The organism is Alkalicoccobacillus plakortidis (assembly GCF_023703085.1).
Lineage (GTDB): Bacteria > Bacillota > Bacilli > Bacillales > Bacillaceae_D > Alkalicoccobacillus > Alkalicoccobacillus plakortidis.
In genome coordinates this window covers 1-16100 of the sequence record NZ_JAMQJY010000005.1, presented here as the reverse complement: position 1 = coordinate 16100, position 16100 = coordinate 1, and the positions used below count along the sequence as shown (strand labels likewise).

The following is a 16100-nucleotide window of genomic DNA, read 5'->3' as shown; positions in this document are numbered from 1 at the left end:
ATTTTAAAACGGATTCTCTCCATTAATAAACGGAGCAACAAGAATATAGATTGAACCTATTGATAAGATCCAAAAGATCTTGGAAGTTAATCGATTTTTATAGAAAGTACGAAGCTTACTTATAATTAGTCCTGAAAGCAACGAATAAAGCACAAATAAAACGTAAGATAAACCAAACCAATTCACCCAAATGTTACCCATAAAAGAAATATCAAACGCTGCATAAAAGGGTCCCATAAAATTGTACGTGAGGATAAATCCAAGGATTAGAAAAAACAATAATTCAAGCGAGAAAACGACATCTTTTTTTGATTGAGTCATGAAGACGCATCCTTTGTCTTGCCATACTCAATGACAAATTCAAATCCAGTGGGATGTTCCTTAAAGAAACTCTTAAATTCTTTGAAAATGAGTTTTAAACCAGTGCCCTCATCAGGTAGTGGAGGAGAGATCACATACGTTGTACTCATGTGATCACCTGAACCGCCGCCTCGCCATTGACAGTCATAGGTTTGTTCACCACCTTCGATAAAAAGCTCTAAAATATGATCGTCATGTAATTCGTGATGATGCAACATCTCCACTGGTATTTGTTTATCTGTATTGAGATATAAGACACTCGCATTTTTGTATTGCCGCAGCATCGTTATAGAATAAAAGACGTCCTTCTCTTCATGTGCTTTTAGAATAGGAATGTTTTTAATAAAACCTTTTGGCTCGACAACCGGTTTGTGTTGATCTTCAAATATCATTGTAGAGAATAAACTATTCAGGAAATCCTCATAGAAATGGTACGTCTTCGCCCAAGAAGAAATCAGTTTATGAGGTGGGAAGCCAGGATTGTTATTTGAGCGTTGTTTTCGCTCATCGACTAGCTGACAAATCTGTTCATCTATGTCCTCAATCGATTCATCATAGTGATCTGTAGGTGGTTCAAACGATACATGGTGCATGATATCTCCTCCAAGCTTATATATACTTTAAATTTCTAGGTTCTGACTAAATATTCCTGCAAATGTAAGGGAGAAAAAGATGAACGTAACATTTACCTATGTTTTCACCAGTGCTCCAGATGTGATTTCTTATCGAAAACGAAAAGACGTTCCAAGCCATTTTAAATGCCGAAGCAACATTTTCTATATGGATTAATGAAGACCTTTATGTAGAAATAGAAGGATTTGTGATACTGGAATTTTATAAAAGCTTACTTGAATGGTTGCGGATAAACAGAAAGTATAAACGTATTCAAGAATTTCGTTACTATACGATCGAACACGACGAAAGAGAAGGCGCGATTATTTCATTGCTTCCATTTGGTGATAAAGCCAGACTTACATCCATCTGGACGAAGCAAGAGCTTTATAACGTCTTTGAATTAGATTATATTGTAGAACAGCTCACATTATTAGAGACAGATTTAAAAAGAGAGATTGAGCGGTATTTTGATATAAATGTACGGCACTTTATAAACCATATTCCGTATCGATTACTGAATATAGAGGAGGCATAAATGACAAGAAACCTTGCTAAATTGATGGTTTTCTTTGTAGTCTTTTTTGTCTTATTTAAAGGTACACAGTATTTCTACAATGCTTTTATTCCTATTTCATTTATGTCCAATATGGTTTCTCTCATTATTATCATACCTATACTTATTTTCAGCGCCTTTTTAGTTTCATCATTGATTGTAGATTAGTAAAAAGAATGGAGAGTCTCATTTGTGACCCAATATGTATATATCGCCTCACCCATGAAATTGCCGGTTGGTTCATTTGGGGATAAGCCAATCTCTGCTGATAAGCCGAACGTATACGAGAGTGAACTTGACTTTACCTCTCTTTATTTTGAAAATAACTACGATGACGAACGGAAGACAAGGTTCTCGTATAGTCCGCATTTTTCATTCAAACATCAGGTCTCGGTCGCTTCTAATTATATTCCTCTAGCTCACGAGCTGCATCGAAAACGTCATAAGAGCACCATACCCTTCGAAGATAAGTGCATGAAACTTTTGTACTCTTACTTAGAAGAAGCAATTCACGCTAGCGGTAGGATTGAATATTTTACAAGTCTTAATGGACAGGAGCATCTGCCATTATCTAATAGGAAAAGCGTACACTGGAATGAAATCAAAGATCCGTATGATTTGGTGCTGAATGATCTTGAGCTTTGGGAAATGACTATTTATTAAAAAGACGAATTAACTAATTGAATGGGAACGGATGCAGAGAAAGGAAAAAATTAAGGCTTGGCTGCCCAGATTTCAATCTCGATTTTTATCTCAGGTAAGCCAAGTGCGGTTAGATAACCAATCGTCATAGCTGGATAGTCAGTACTAAATAAGTCATTCCATTCAGCGTAGAAATGATCCCATTCGATTTGCTCTGTTGCCCAGACATTGACCTTAATAATATGTTCAGCAGAAAGTGCTTCTGAATGCAGCACAGATTTAATATTTGAGAAGGTATTAGTAACTTGAATGTTTAAATGTTGTGGAATATTCCCCTGTGAGTCCACCCCGATTTGTCCTGAGCAAACATAGAGTTCTGAGTTTCTTGGAATCTTCGTAATGTGTGTGTAATTTCCTACGGTGCTGGTACACTTTTAGGATTTTTCCTTGTTATGCTTCTGTTTTCCATTATTGAACCTCTTCATGTAGATGTTTTTTAGATTTATCATTGCTTGCAGATGCATGCCTTCATGAAAGATGGTGCGGATTAGTACCTGCTCAATCGTTTGCATGCCCATCTCTGTTGGGGGGGAGATTTCTTCTAATCGATGACTATAGGTTTCGCGAATTCGTTTAGGTTGCTCTGTTAATAAGGATCTAAGTTCCACTAAGGATGGCGTACTCTCTTGAAAATCAGCAGGAGATGTACCAAATCCAAACCAAGAGTGAAAAATTTCAGGAACTTCTGTTTTCTCTTTAATTAGAGTTTCAATCCATAAGTACTGATCTAAGTAGATATGACCAAGATTCCAGCGGATATTGTTATTGAAGCCGACAGGTATAATCTCAGCAGTTTCTTCTGTCACATCCTCAAGGAAGTGAATGACTTCTTGTCTATAAGTCTGCAATTGAGTAAAGAGGTTTTTATGACGTAAGTGCATAGAATCAGCTCATTTCATTGTAAACATTGTACCTTAAAGATTCGACAAAAAGATGCTTTATTCCTCCTCTGAGAGTGGGGACCAGGAAGAAAGAGGCCCGGACCAAGAGAGGTGCGGTGATAGGAAGAAGAAAGAGGCGGGGACCAAGAGAGGTGCGGTGATAGGAAGAAGAAAGAGGCGGGGACCAAGAGAGGTGGGTCAAGTCCTAATTTATGTGTAAAATATCTCGTCACTATTTTCAAGTCTTGATCTTAATGAATAATTTGTTTTCATTATCAGTTTAGGGTAGAGGAGCCGTCGGCTCCTCTATTTCATTTTACGTTTCAGGCAAATACTTTCTCTTACACAACTTCAATTCGTCGTAATCCTTCAGAACCGCTCCAATCAAACGGAACGCAGATTGTTGATTAGGGAAAATACGTATGACTCCTTCTCTACGGCGAACCTCTGAATTCAACCGCTCTAGGTTGTTTGTGCTCCGCAGTAACGGATGATATGATTTCTGCTCACTCATATATTGAATGGCATCTTCAAGTCCTTCTTCAAGTTTATTTAACGCGTTCTCATACTTCTTCTGTCCTTCGTAATTGGATGCGATTTCTTGATAAAGGGCTCGTGCTTCTTTTTGAGTTTGGCGAGTAAAGATATCTTTAACCAATGAGCGAAACGTTTCCGTTTCTTTTTTTGGAAGGGCACTAAAAATATTTCGTTTAAAATGAACGGTGCACCGCTGCCAACTTGAGCCTGTAAATGCTTCGTGGATCGCTGCTTTTAAGCCTTTGTGGGCATCTGATATCACGAGTTTTGGAGACAAAAGCCCACGCGATTGAAGACTTTCGAAGAAAGATTCCCATCCAGCTTTCGTTTCATCATGTGTAATATGAAAACCAATGATTTCTCTTTTGTGATCTTCATTCACGCCCACAGCGATGTAGACTGCTTTGGACACGACTTTTTGGTACTCGCGTACCTTAATATAAAGCGCATCAGTATAGATATAAGGATATTCTTTTCCAACTAAAGATCGACTCGACCACTCTTTGACGAAAGGATCTAACCTTTCTGTTAGACTTGATACAAAGGATTTAGACACATTTTCTCCGCACAGTTTCACGACCGCTTGAGTCACTTTGCGTGTTGAAACCCCTTGGACAACCATTTCAACCATCGTTGCTATAAGTGCTTGATCTGTTCGTTGATAGCGCTCAAAAAGAGACGGAGAGAACTTTCCATTACGCGAACGAGGCACCTTAAGAGTGATCTTCCCAATTGAAAGCATATAATCTCTCTTATAGTACCCATTACGATAATCAACCCGATCTTCAGTGCGTTCATAAGAGCTGGATTTCAGATACTCATCGCGCTCCTGTTCCATCATTTGATTGAGAATCAGAATAATCGAAGATTTAATCGTCGCATTTAAATTTGAGCCTATTAATTCCTCTTTAATTACATCCATATCTACGTTAAAATTAAATTGGGTCATGTCCCATTCCTCCTGTTGATGATTTTCTTGGCGAAAATAGTGTATCACGAGGGATGGGCCATTGGCCTTTTTTTATTTTTACTTTTACACAATTATATGGACTCTACTGAGAGGTGCGGTGATAGGAAGAAGAAAGAGGCGGGGACCAAGAGAGGTGCGGTGGAAGCAAGAATAAAGAGGCCCGGACCAAGAGAGGAGTGGAGATAGGAAGAAGAAAGAGACCCGGACCAAGAGAGGTGTGGTGATAGGAAGAAGAAAGAGACTCGGATCAAGAGAGGAGTGGAGATAGTAAGAATAAAGAGGCCCGGACCAAGAGAGGTGCGGTGATAGGAAGAAGAAAGGATTCCGGACCAAGAGAGGAGTGGTGATAGCAAGAAGAAAAGGTCTGTACCAAGCTCCATTCACTGATAGCAAGAAGCCCTTCCGCTCCTAAAAGCGTTTAGGTGTACAGAAGATTTGCTACGTTTCGGTGTTTTTATTGTCAATTTAGGTGAAGAGGGATATCCGCACCTTTCATATTTATCTTTAATGAAAAGCAGGACATCGCCAACATGAGAGAGAAGTGTTGAATTAAAGGGAGGGAATTAAATCATGTCAAATCCATCTAATCGAGTAGATACGGCATCACGTATTATTCATGCATTACCAGAAGAGGTTTACTCAGCATTTATAAATCCAGAGAGGTTGATCATCTGGCTCCCACCTGAAGGTATGACGGGTTCAATAGATACGTTTGATGCAAAAGAAGGAGGGATATACAGGATGACTCTTACGTATCATGATCTTGATGGAACAACCACAAGCAAAACATCAGATAACACGGACGTAGTTCATGCAGAATTCTTAACGCTTATCCCCAATAAGAAAATTGTTCAAGCTATAATCTTTGATTCTGAAGACCCAACGTTTGCGGGGAAAATGATTCAGACCTGGTTATTTGAACCCTTCTTGGAAGGAACAAAAGTTAAAATCATATGTGAAAACGTACCTGAAGGAGTTAGGAAAGAGGATCATGACGTGGGATTAAGATCAACATTAGAGAATTTAGCGGGATTTATGGAAGGGAAAACCGTTTAAAACGGACTCTCTCCCAAAGTTACAGGATGTGTTAAAATATTAGCAAATATAGACGAAAGTCTTAGCCTATACAATCCCTCTAATGAGAAGATTAAATATAAATATCAATTGAAAAGAACGTTCTATCACCAAGCATTTCAACCACTTTAGCAAGAGCCATGTCAGCCTTCGTAACGCCTCTCATCACAAATACCCAAGCAACACCTCAATATTCCGCCCAGGCGCAGTTCCTTTTGTTAGCACGTAAGAAAAGTATCGTTTCACTGAAAGGTCTTCGAAATCGATGACTTGCAAAGATTTTTGCTTGGAGTTCTTCATGCATCGTTGTTTCTGAGAGTAAGGCGAGACCGAGGTTGTTTTTGACGCTTTCTTTAATGCCATGTGTAGAGCTAAAAACAATGGTTGAGCCAAGACGGATGTGATTTGTTTTAATTAAATGGTCAAAGGAATGTCTTGTGCCGGAACCCGGTTCGCGGATCACCCATGTTTGATCATGTAGATCGTCTATCGACTGGATTTGGGAAGCGTTAATTTTGCCAGAACGGACGACGCGTAATCTGTCTTCTTTAAAAGGGGTAAGGATCACTTCCTTAGAAGACGTTTGGCCCTCTACGAAACCGATATCTGCTTCAAATGAACGAACTGCATCGATTACGGATTGAGTATTGCCCATTGTGATGCTAATTTCAATAAGTGGATGGTCCGCGCGTAAGTTGGCTATGATTTGTGGGAGGATGTATTCTCCGATGGTAAAGCTTGTGCCAATACGGATGAGTCCTGCTGCCTGTTTCTTTTTTTGGTAAAGGGTCTCTTGTGTATGCTGATACAAAGCTTTGATCTGTAAGGCTTGTTCGTAAAAGAATGCTCCTTCAGCTGTTAGACTAAGCTGTTTGGTTGTTCGTTTGAAAAAAGTTGCAGAGAATTCTTTTTCAAGGTTACGGATATGTACGCTGACAGTGGGCTGTGAGAGGGATCTCTTAACAGCTGTTTTGGTGAAATTCTTTTCCTGTACTAATGTAATAAACGTTTCAAGTTCGTCCATGTGCATTGTACTCACCCTTATTTATTTGTTTTATTAATCATTATCATTATATATATTTATTTCACAAATAAAAAGAGGGGGAGTATGCTTGAGCTAGACAGCAGGAGGAGTTTGTATGCAAAGAGTGAGCTTTTCGATTGGACTAGGATTAACTTTATGTATTGCTGGCATTGCTTTTTATTTGGCGAAGCTGCCATTCTTGAATATAGTGGGTCAGCTTGTGATCGCGATTATATTGGGTATTGTTTGGAGAGCTACAGCAGGTATGAAACCAAATTATATGCCAGGAGTTGAGTTTTCGAGCACAAGGTTACTCAGAATAGGTATTGTTTTACTAGGCTTACGTTTAAATTTATTAGATATCTACCAAGCTGGATTACCAGTCTTTTTTTATGCATTTATTCTTTTAGTCAGTACTATTGGTATCGTATATGGATTATGCCGCGCATTACGCGTGGACAAAACCGTCAGTATCTTAACAGCATGTGGAACGGCCATATGTGGAGCCGCAGCGATATTGGCAGTGGCTCCAATTCTAAAAGCCAAAGAGCAATCAATAACCATTGCGGTAGCCGTAATAGCGGTACTTGGGACCACATTTACAATTTTGTACACAGTAATCTTCTCATGGTTACCTCTCTCAGACTTTAGCTATGGGATCCTCTCAGGTGGCACACTTCATGAGGTTGCCCATGTTGTTGCAGCTTCTTCAGTCGGTGGGGAGCAAGCGGAGGATATGGCAATTATCGTGAAGCTTACTCGAGTTGCGCTCCTTGTACCAGTTGCACTTGCCCTCACTCTTATGATGCAAAAGGGTAATCATTCATCTGTAAAACATCAGCTGCCGATTCCGTGGTTTCTCTTTGGCTTTATTGGCATGAGCCTATTAAATACTCTAGGTATTGTACCGGCAGTTATTGTGGATCATTGTATAACACTTTCTTATTTACTACTTGCAATGGCCATGGCGGGATTAGGATTAAAGATGGATGTGCGTATCTTGAAAAAACAGGGAGGACGGGTGTTTGTTGCGGCTCTCATAGGATCTGTATGCCTTGTGTTAGCGGGTTATGGACTGCTTGTTTGGTTCCCAATCATGCCTTAATGCAGAGCGGTGTAGCTTTACCAAGAAGAAGTTGGGATTTATCAAGAGAGAGACAGGGACATCAAGAAGCAGCGTGAACTTACCAAGAGAGAGGCAGGCACATCAAGAAGCAGCTCCTTACCAAGAGAGAGGCAGGGACATCAAGAAGAAGCAGCTCCTTACCAAGAGAGGAGCCACAACATCAAGAAGAAGCAGCTCCTTACCAAGAGAGGAGCCACAACATCAAGAAGAAGCAGCTCCTTACCAAGGGAGGAGCCGCAACACCAAGAAGACCCAAGCTCCTTACCAAGAGAGGAGCCGCAACACAAGAAGACCCAAGCTCCTTACCAAGAGAGGAGCCGCAACACCAAGAAGACCCAAGCTCCTTACCAAAAGAGGAGCACGCACACCAAGAAAAACTCGATCCAGGCAAGGACGTAGTCTCGTTTAGCAAGACCCCACCTCCAATCCCACACCCCAAAAAAACAGGTGGCACGGCATCATTCCGCCCATGCCACCCGTTCCGCCATTCTTCTTATACAGGCTCACTTCGTTTAACTGATATGAGGTAGCTACCGAACTGTTTTTTAAAGTGAAACGGTGTTTTCTTCTTTTGGGACAAAAGAAGAGCTTCTTGTCGGGCTTGGTGGCGCAATTCCTTAAGTCGAGAGTGTACGTGATCGATTTCGTTTATTCGCATGTTAGATCCTCCTTTAGAGAGTGAGCTCCCCAATGTTACCTAGACCTTTGTTTTTTTGTTTTGAGACATCAATCACTTCTCCGTTTTTAGTGTGTAGTAACTTTTGAACGGCTGCCCTTTGAGTGCTGTTGGCAGTGTAGATGGTCCCGAAGAGATGAATAGCTTGGATGTTTTCGTAAAGTTTCTCTGGTTGAAGAGTTTCTGAAAATGTCAGGTTGGATTGCACAATTAATGTGGTGTTTGAATCCAAGACATCTGCGTCTTCTTGCTGCCATTCTTCATTATCAATAAATCGAAATGCATCCGTATATGTGACGACTTCTGTTTCAAATTGATGTAAACGCTCATAGACCAAATCTTCAAGGTCCTCATGGCAAACAATATATGAGGTGGAGTGAATGGAAGCAAAAGCTGCCTCAAAAGTATCGCGAGAGATCGACTCTGTGAATAAGATTGGCTTGGTAGTGAAGATTGATCCGCCTTTAAATCGTTTAATTGAACGTTCATTTAAATGTAGGGTTTTTGTAATCTCCTGATAACCGTTTGGAATAATGTCAGTCTTCCTAATTATGGTTGATTTTTCGTGGAAGGCTTTTTCCTGATTTTCAAAGAGTACAGCTTTACCAGTCAGGGTAATGTCCGCAATTTTCCGAGAAAAAAGATCAATATCAAGCTCTGCATCCAGTAGTAATTTTCCAGAGATTAAAAGGGTTGTGTGATCGTTTAATCCTTCTAGATATCCATTGGTCAGCTTCACCTTACCAGTCTCAAAACGAGGTAATTGGTGGTCGTAGGTTCGAATCGTACCATTAGTATTTTTAAGTATTATACCAATCGATCCCTTTAGTTTTGTCGTTGTGAAAATAGCTCCATTTATAAGGAATTGACAATGTGTGTTTGTTAAATGCTCTACTGTAACATTTGGATCAACGATAACCACTCCATTCGCAATGATGGTAGTAGGTTTTTCGAATGCGTTTAGATATTCTGCGTCTAATGTGAAAGACCCACTAACAGTATGAATATCATGTTCAATTTCTAACGTTTGACCAATGTTACCGGTGTTTAATAATGAAAGTAACGGAGCTGTTTCTTTGGAATAAAGGATAAGCGCCACATTTTCGATATGCTCAATTTCACCGATGCTTTCCTTTGTTGCGTTAACAATGTTTAACGTACTGACATTCCCAATCTTTTTCCCCATGATCATTCCTCCTCCAAATGTTGGCGTAGCCTTTTAATAGCTTGAGCTAAATGATACCGAATCGTTGGTGCTGTGAGACCAGTTTGCTCGGCGATTTCCTTGTTGGATAAACCAATCCAATAGCGTTTGAAGACAATGTCACTTTGAAGCGACAGCTTTCCGAGTAAATCGACCATTTCAATCGACGTAAGCCCAACTGGAGAGAAAATAGGTTCGTGCGAATCCTCCCATTCTTGCTCACGTTGATGTTTACGGCGGTCATCAATTAACGTGTTTTTCATGACTCGATAAAACCAGGCTTTTTGTTTATGATGTGGCCACGTTTGAATATCCTTTTGGCTAAGCGATTTTTCTAACGCGTGCCCAATCAGATCGTCTGCCTCCTGATGATGCCTCGCAATGGAACGAGCAAAGCGCTTCAGGTCGGTTTCTAAGCTTACATACAATTCCTGCATGAGCATCATTCCGTTCCGACGTTGTTTTTCTTAGTGTACCCGATTCATTTAGATAACGGTTGAGGGAGGAGAAGTGTTGGTGTGATTATAAATTTGTTTGTTGAGATGACGAAAATGATTTTGAAATTTTTTTGATCATGTTCTAAGTATGGCTGAAGTGCATAGAAAAGGTGTTCTGGGCGAAGTGTAAAATAAAATATATCAGGATTCGACAAATTTTATATGAATGCGTTTACAAAGAAATAAAATAGTGATAGACTAACGTTCGAGTAATAAATATTACTTTTTATTAAATAAAGTAATAAAAAGTACAATGGAGGGATGATCATCGTGGGTACTGCTGTATGGGCTTTGATAGCCTTTATATTAATCGTCTTAATATGGGCCATTTTCACCAAACGAAATATTGGTGAAGCAATGATTTTAGGTTTTATCATTACGCTTATTTTCTCAGGAAGTCGAGCTTTTGATTTATTTTTACCGAGTTTAATGAGAGGGCTTACACACTCGGTTGTTTTTGCTTCTCTGGCTTTTATATTTATGGCGCAATTAATTAACTACACTGGTCTTATAGGTAGAATTATTCAAATCTTAAATTCACTCATAGGTCGCTTACCTGGAGGAGCAGCATACGTGAATACCTTTGGTTCGGCACTATTTGCTCTAGTGGCTGGTTCAGGTTCGGGGATTGCTGCAACGACAGGATCCATTACGATTCCGTGGATGGAACGTTCGGGGTGGAAAAAGGAACATGCGGCTTCTATCGTAGCAGGTAACTCAGGATTTGGAAGTATTATTCCACCGAATTCAACGATGTTTATCATGCTAGGGTTTGCACCTGTTGCAGCTAGTGTTGGTGAAAGTGATCTCTTTTTAGCTCTTTATATAGCTGGTTTATATGCTTTAATTCACCGTCTAGTTGTTGTTTATATCATGACTAAAAAATACAACATACAACCTGTTCATCCTGATTTAATTCAACCATTAGCAAAATCATTTAGTGAAGGTTGGTCATCTCTTATAATTTTTATGGGGATTATCATTCCTTTAATTATTAATTTCGGCCCACTTGCTAAATGGTTCTCGGCTCAAGAGAGTCTGGGTGCTCCGGTAATGGATTCTATATCCTTCATCGTTTGGGTACCGGTGTTTATGATCCTCTTTACTTTACTAGTTGGTCGTAACCATTTGCCTAAAGGGAAAAAAGAATGGACGACTTTCTTTGAAAAGACGGCACCTTCTTATTATGTGATTGGACCCGTTTTGATTTTTACCTTTGCGACAAGTGCTGTATTAAATGAAATTGGTTTAACTGAACAATTACAAACGCTTATGACTTCATTTGCATTACCGAAATGGTTAATGGTGGCGATTGTAGGCATTGTTATTACATTGGTTGCTACGCCGTTAGCGACATCAGCAACTATTGCAACAATCGGTCTTGCTTCATTTGGTGCATTAACTGCTGTAGGTGTTGATCCACTGTTGGCGGTTGTGACAATTATGATGTTTGGGGCGACAGAGGGAAGTACACCGACTTCGGGACCTATTTACGTAGCGACTGGAATGGCCAAGGTTGGGGCTGAAAAAACATATGTCCCGTTACTTCTTTTCTATACAATTCCATTGATGATTATTAGCTGGTTAATAGGTATGGGGATTATTCCAATTCCGATTTAGGAGGATATTATGAGAAAAATCATTTTTAGCATTTTCGTTGCGTCTGTATTTCTATTCACAGTCTTAGGAACTGTTTTGGTATTTGGTCAAATGCTCGGTTTATTTACCTTCCAAGCAAGTTGGGTAATAGGATTAGATGAACATTTAGCTAAGATCGTGTACTTTATGACATCTATCGCTGCTTTTAGTGGTTATTTATTATCGTATTACAAAAAGCCAGTGTTGAAAGAAGAGGGGAACTAATATGACAAATATTGAACTAAAACAAACGCCAGAGACGTTACCAGATGAGTGGATTAGTAGAGCAAAGAAATTAAGTACGACATTAATAAGTGATGTGATGGATACTCCGGTCGAAATGAATTACTCGATCAAGCCATGCAATATTAATAGTGTACTGATTGGGTCGGCTGTGACAATTGATGTGAATGATGGAGATAACTTAGCTGTGCACCATGCCATTTATTCGTCAAAACCTGGACATGTATTAGTTGTTTCCGCAAATGCTCATAAAAAAAGAGCCATAATAGGAGAACTAATGGTGACTGCTGCAGAAGCCTTACACTTAAATGGATTTATTATTGACGGATTGATTCGTGATTACCACACACTGGCACATTCGACCTTTCCGGTATTTAGCCAAGGTGCAATACCAGGAGGACCTACAAAAAATGGCCCAGGTGTTATAAACTCATCTATCTTCTGTGGAGATCGTGAGGTAGAACCAGGTGATTTTATTATGGGTGATGCTGATGGCGTAATCGTTTTACCTAGACATAAAGTAGAAGAAGCACTTACACGTGCTGAGAAGAAAGCAGAATACGAGCAAAGTAGGCTTGAGGATATAGCGAAAGGTAACTTTAGACCAAAATGGTTGAATTGATAGTCAAATTCTAAAGGGTATTCATCTCAGTACAAGTCGATTCAGATAAGCTTCTTACCATAAGGATAATAGACACTCTATTCTAAGTTCGTTATGATTCTTTTAGATGATGAGACAATATGATCCTTTAGGAGTGGAATAGATTGAATAACCCTTTAGAAAAGTTAAAAGAGAGTGTAGGCTCCTTACCAAGATCACAAAAGCTAGTTGTTGATTTTATTATTAACCATTATGCCGAAGTAGGTTTTATGACTGTTGAGCAATTGGCTAATAAAGTTGGTACAAGCACCACTACTGTAATGAGACTGATGGTGAACATAGGATACTCTGGATACTCTGAATTTCAAAAAAGCTTGCACACGCTTCTAAGAGAGGAATCTGCACCGCAGATGAGACTTGAAGAGAATTTAAAGAATCATTCTCATAGCGAAGGGTGGATGAGGCATTACGAACTGCAAGTAGATCAAATTCATAAAGCAACTCAGTTTAATGCTGAATCAAACTTGGATGATGCGATTAACTTAATATGTTCAGCTTCTAGTATTTATTGTACAAGTGTACGAAGTGGCTTACCAGTTGCGCAATATTTAACTCATAATCTAAATCGGATGGTAGGAAAGACGAAACTAACAATGGCTGATTCAAGTGATTGGGTAGATGATGTCATTGCTTTTACTGAGCAGGATTTACTTATAGCCGTGAGTTATGCGCGATATGGTGAGCGTTTAATTGAATACGTCAACCAAGCTAAGAAAAAGGGAGCAAAAATAATAGCCCTAACTGATAAATTATCTTCTCCTATTGTTCCTTATGCGGACATTGTCATCACCTGTCCAGCTGAGAGCATGGCATCTCATAATTCGATTGTTTCCTCAATCTACATTGTGGATTATCTTATTAGTGCTCTTTCCATGGAGAGATCAGATAGTATTTCTCAGCGTCTTAAGCAGGTTGACAGTATTCTCAAGGATATGGATTATCATGTTCATAAAAAAAGAGAATAGTAGTTAAATCTAAAAGCTAAGGGTGTTTAAAAATGAAAATAGGGTTTCTAGGTTTTGGCGAAGCGGCATTTGAATTGTCAACTGGACTAAAAGAAGAAGGTCTCACATCGATCAAGGCATTCGATGTCATGGCTAATGATGATAAATTTGGACCACAAATTAAATCTCGAGCTCAAAGTGTGGGAATACAACTACAAGATAGCTTATCTGAATTGTTACCGGATATTGATGTGCTTTTTGTTGCCGTGCCAGCAAGTAAAGCATTAGAAGTAAGTGCTACTGTTTGCTCTCAATTAAATGGTTCATCTTTCTTGTATGTGGATGTTTCAGCCTCTAGCCCAAATGTGAAACAAGAGATCGAAAAGGGCTTAAGTGACGTGGATATTCCATTTGTAGATGTGGCTATGTTAGGTCCGTTACCCGTTTTTAAGCATAAGGTACCAATATCAGCAAGCGGCAATGGTACAGAAGAACTTATAAAAAAAATGGAACCATATCATATGAACATCACTTCTGTAGGAAATAAAGCAGGGGATGCCTCAGCTGTAAAGTTAATCAGAAGTGTATTTATGAAAGGGATAGTTGGACTCTACCTAGAAACCTTACAAGCCTCCGAGACATTTAATGTTTCTTCAGAGGTTCTATCATCCCTAGAAGACACAATGGATAGTCATTCATTTATGGACACTTTAAATCGTCTTATAACAGGCACCGCTGTTCATGCGGAAAGAAGAGCATTTGAACTAAATGGCTCAGTCGAAATGTTGCAAGAAGCAGGATTGAATGCAAATTTAACAAGCGCGGCAAAAGATAAATTACTTGAACTCGCAGAGATATCGGCAAAATATCAAGGCGAAGACAAACCTTTAACGTGGAAAGAAGTTATTTCCAGGTACGATCTATAACTTGTATATGATCCCCTTCAGGTAGAAAGCGAACAACATTCTATTTGGAGGGGATTTTTATGCTTAAAAAGGACGCATTCAATTATAATGAAACCAAGTAGTAGAGGAGTGAACTTTAGTGAGCGATATAGAACCAATTGAATTATATATTGGGCCTTCTATTGATTTAAGAACTATTTTTAGTGATGAATTCTGGTGGGAACCAAGGATTGGGTTTGATGGACGGATCTATTTCTTACGAGCATTAGATGAGGAAGCTTACATTGAGTTGGTACTTCCAGAGGAGCCTGTTCAAAAAAGTTGTGATTATCAAGTAGTCATTCTTGATGGTGAACAATATGAAGGTATCACGATTAAGGATCAAAAAAAGGCATATAGCTATGTTCAACCACTCCCGAATAATCATTTTCTACTAGTGAGCTCAAGATCCATTTACTATGGAAATGGAGAGTTTGATAAGAATGCGACTGTGGTTAAAAGAGAAGGGCATGAATGCAAAGTAGTGCAGGAATTTTTAATTGGCGATGGACTAAGTCACGTCTATTCAACTGAAAAAGGATCTATTTGGACAGGTTATTTTGATGAAGGGGTTTTTGGGAACTGGGGCTGGGCTGATCCAACTGTAAAAGACCCAAGACCTCCGGTGGGAGAGCCTGGTGTGATAAAGTGGAGCCAAACTGGAGAGCAACTTTTTGTCAATACACAGGCAGAAATAGCAGACTGTTATGCAATGAACGTTATTTCAGATAGTGAAGTGTGGTTCTATTATTATGATTCATTTAAGTTAGCGCATGTAAAGAATGGAGTTTTCAAAGAGTATGATCCTCAGTTTGAATCTGCGCATGATTTTATTGTGAATGAAAAGCATGTCTTATTGCGTGAGGATCATCTCTTTCAATTATATGAGATACAAGGAGATCACTTAAAAAAAATAGCTATGATTCATTTATTAGATGAAGATGAAGAGCAAATAGGTGAGGGAAACCCTTTCGTAGAGGTCAGAGGAGATCGTTTAGTATTTATATCTGGATACGATCTATACGATATCAGACTAGATGAGATTGTTGAGATGACTCATGAGATGCTGGAGGATGAATAATATGAACTTTCAAGAAAAGCTCGCTACCTATGCAGATCTCATTTTAAGAGTGGGGTTAACTATTCAGACTGGTGAGCGCATACAACTTAAATTTAGCTCTGAACAGTTAGAACTTGCTCGTTTGATTGTACGTCGTGCTTATCAGTTAGGTGCAGCACATATCGTATTAGATCTACAAGACGATGAGATCATCCGTGCACAATATGAGTATTTACATGAGTCGTACCTTGATACATATCCGACCATTCTCGCAAACCATAAGTTAGAGTTGTATAAAGAAGGCTATATGCAGTTGTCGTTACTTTCTCCTAATCCAAACTTGATGAATAACGTAGATTTGGATCGTGTTGGCAGGATCAACAAAGCCCGC

General features: G+C 39.3%; 20 protein-coding genes and 1 pseudogene. 12 read left to right on the top strand and 9 right to left on the bottom strand.

Going from position 1 to position 16100, the window contains the following annotated elements; all coding sequences use genetic code 11:
- Positions 1–3 precede the first annotated feature (3 nt).
- Positions 4–321, bottom strand: coding sequence for a hypothetical protein (locus tag NDM98_RS20645; RefSeq protein WP_251611426.1), 318 nt, complete (start codon positions 319–321; stop codon positions 4–6).
- The gene (locus NDM98_RS20640; protein WP_251611425.1) at positions 318–953 is read right to left on the bottom strand and encodes a hypothetical protein; all 636 of its coding nucleotides are present in this window, start codon (positions 951–953) and stop codon (positions 318–320) included. Before NDM98_RS20640 ends, NDM98_RS20645 begins: the two co-directional genes overlap by 4 nt.
- Before the next feature lie 131 nt (positions 954–1084).
- On the opposite strand from NDM98_RS20640, the gene NDM98_RS20635 reads away from it, so the two are divergent.
- Genes NDM98_RS20635 through NDM98_RS20625 form a run of 3 tightly spaced genes read left to right on the top strand, consistent with a single transcriptional unit; the run spans position 1085 to position 2191 of the window.
- Positions 1085–1510 (top strand): DUF7878 domain-containing protein, encoded by a 426-nt coding sequence (locus NDM98_RS20635; RefSeq protein WP_444546315.1) that lies wholly within the window; start codon positions 1085–1087, stop codon positions 1508–1510.
- A complete protein-coding gene (locus tag NDM98_RS20630) occupies positions 1511–1696 on the top strand; it encodes a hypothetical protein (protein WP_251611423.1) in 186 nt (61 codons plus the stop codon). It abuts the gene before it with no gap.
- A gap of 24 nt (positions 1697–1720) precedes the next feature.
- Entirely contained in the window at positions 1721–2191 is a 471-nt protein-coding gene (locus tag NDM98_RS20625; protein ID WP_251611422.1) for a hypothetical protein, read from the top strand.
- A gap of 50 nt (positions 2192–2241) precedes the next feature.
- Here NDM98_RS20625 and NDM98_RS20620 read toward each other — a convergent pair.
- From NDM98_RS20620 to NDM98_RS20610, 3 genes and pseudogenes are all read right to left on the bottom strand, one after another.
- Positions 2242–2639, bottom strand: a pseudogene (locus tag NDM98_RS20620) (RidA family protein).
- Positions 2605–3111, bottom strand: coding sequence for a DinB family protein (locus NDM98_RS20615; RefSeq protein ID WP_251611421.1), 507 nt, complete (start codon positions 3109–3111; stop codon positions 2605–2607). The pseudogene NDM98_RS20620 and the gene NDM98_RS20615 overlap by 35 nt, the downstream one beginning before the upstream one ends.
- Before the next feature lie 316 nt (positions 3112–3427).
- Positions 3428–4597 carry an IS256 family transposase gene (locus NDM98_RS20610; protein WP_251611420.1) on the bottom strand — a complete coding sequence of 390 codons (1170 nt, stop codon included), beginning with the start codon at positions 4595–4597 and terminating at the stop codon, positions 3428–3430.
- A 591-nt stretch (positions 4598–5188) separates the two neighbouring features.
- On the opposite strand from NDM98_RS20610, the gene NDM98_RS20605 reads away from it, so the two are divergent.
- Positions 5189–5674: an SRPBCC domain-containing protein gene (locus NDM98_RS20605; protein WP_251611419.1), complete on the top strand. Its 486-nt coding sequence runs from the start codon at positions 5189–5191 to the stop codon at positions 5672–5674.
- Positions 5675–5879: 205 nt separating this feature from the next.
- Here the strand turns inward: NDM98_RS20605 and NDM98_RS20600 are convergent, their stop codons facing one another.
- Positions 5880–6722 (bottom strand): LysR substrate-binding domain-containing protein, encoded by an 843-nt coding sequence (locus tag NDM98_RS20600; RefSeq protein WP_251611418.1) that lies wholly within the window; start codon positions 6720–6722, stop codon positions 5880–5882.
- Between the two features lie 109 nt (positions 6723–6831).
- On the opposite strand from NDM98_RS20600, the gene NDM98_RS20595 reads away from it, so the two are divergent.
- Positions 6832–7821, top strand: a complete 990-nt coding sequence (locus NDM98_RS20595; protein WP_251611417.1) for a YeiH family protein — start codon at positions 6832–6834, stop codon at positions 7819–7821.
- Positions 7822–8335: 514 nt separating this feature from the next.
- On the opposite strand, the gene NDM98_RS20590 is transcribed toward NDM98_RS20595, so the two are convergent.
- The 3 genes from NDM98_RS20590 to NDM98_RS20580 are packed head-to-tail and all read right to left on the bottom strand — an operon-like array spanning position 8336 to position 10159.
- A complete protein-coding gene (locus NDM98_RS20590; protein WP_251611416.1) occupies positions 8336–8500 on the bottom strand; it encodes a hypothetical protein in 165 nt (54 codons plus the stop codon).
- 13 nt (positions 8501–8513) lie between these two features.
- Entirely contained in the window at positions 8514–9704 is a 1191-nt protein-coding gene (locus NDM98_RS20585; RefSeq protein ID WP_251611415.1) for a hypothetical protein, read from the bottom strand.
- A gap of 2 nt (positions 9705–9706) precedes the next feature.
- Positions 9707–10159: an RNA polymerase sigma factor gene (locus NDM98_RS20580; RefSeq protein WP_251611414.1), complete on the bottom strand. Its 453-nt coding sequence runs from the start codon at positions 10157–10159 to the stop codon at positions 9707–9709.
- A gap of 330 nt (positions 10160–10489) precedes the next feature.
- Here NDM98_RS20580 and NDM98_RS20575 point away from each other — a divergent pair, with 330 nt between their 5' ends.
- The 7 genes from NDM98_RS20575 to NDM98_RS20545 form a co-directional block, all read left to right on the top strand.
- Positions 10490–11839 (top strand): TRAP transporter large permease subunit, encoded by a 1350-nt coding sequence (locus NDM98_RS20575; RefSeq protein WP_251611413.1) that lies wholly within the window; start codon positions 10490–10492, stop codon positions 11837–11839.
- A 9-nt stretch (positions 11840–11848) separates the two neighbouring features.
- Positions 11849–12082 carry a hypothetical protein gene (locus NDM98_RS20570; RefSeq protein WP_251611412.1) on the top strand — a complete coding sequence of 78 codons (234 nt, stop codon included), beginning with the start codon at positions 11849–11851 and terminating at the stop codon, positions 12080–12082.
- Between the two features lies 1 nt (position 12083).
- Positions 12084–12722: an RraA family protein gene (locus NDM98_RS20565; RefSeq protein ID WP_251611411.1), complete on the top strand. Its 639-nt coding sequence runs from the start codon at positions 12084–12086 to the stop codon at positions 12720–12722.
- Positions 12723–12865: 143 nt separating this feature from the next.
- Positions 12866–13726, top strand: a complete 861-nt coding sequence (locus tag NDM98_RS20560; RefSeq protein ID WP_251611410.1) for a MurR/RpiR family transcriptional regulator — start codon at positions 12866–12868, stop codon at positions 13724–13726.
- Positions 13727–13758: 32 nt separating this feature from the next.
- Complete coding sequence (locus tag NDM98_RS20555; protein ID WP_251611409.1) at positions 13759–14631, top strand: NAD(P)-dependent oxidoreductase; 873 nt, start codon at positions 13759–13761, stop codon at positions 14629–14631.
- 118 nt (positions 14632–14749) lie between these two features.
- A complete protein-coding gene (locus tag NDM98_RS20550) occupies positions 14750–15730 on the top strand; it encodes a YxiH-YxzG fusion protein (RefSeq protein WP_251611408.1) in 981 nt (326 codons plus the stop codon).
- Position 15731: 1 nt separating this feature from the next.
- The coding region (locus NDM98_RS20545; RefSeq protein ID WP_251611407.1) for an aminopeptidase at positions 15732–16100 on the top strand (369 nt) is incomplete at its 3' end.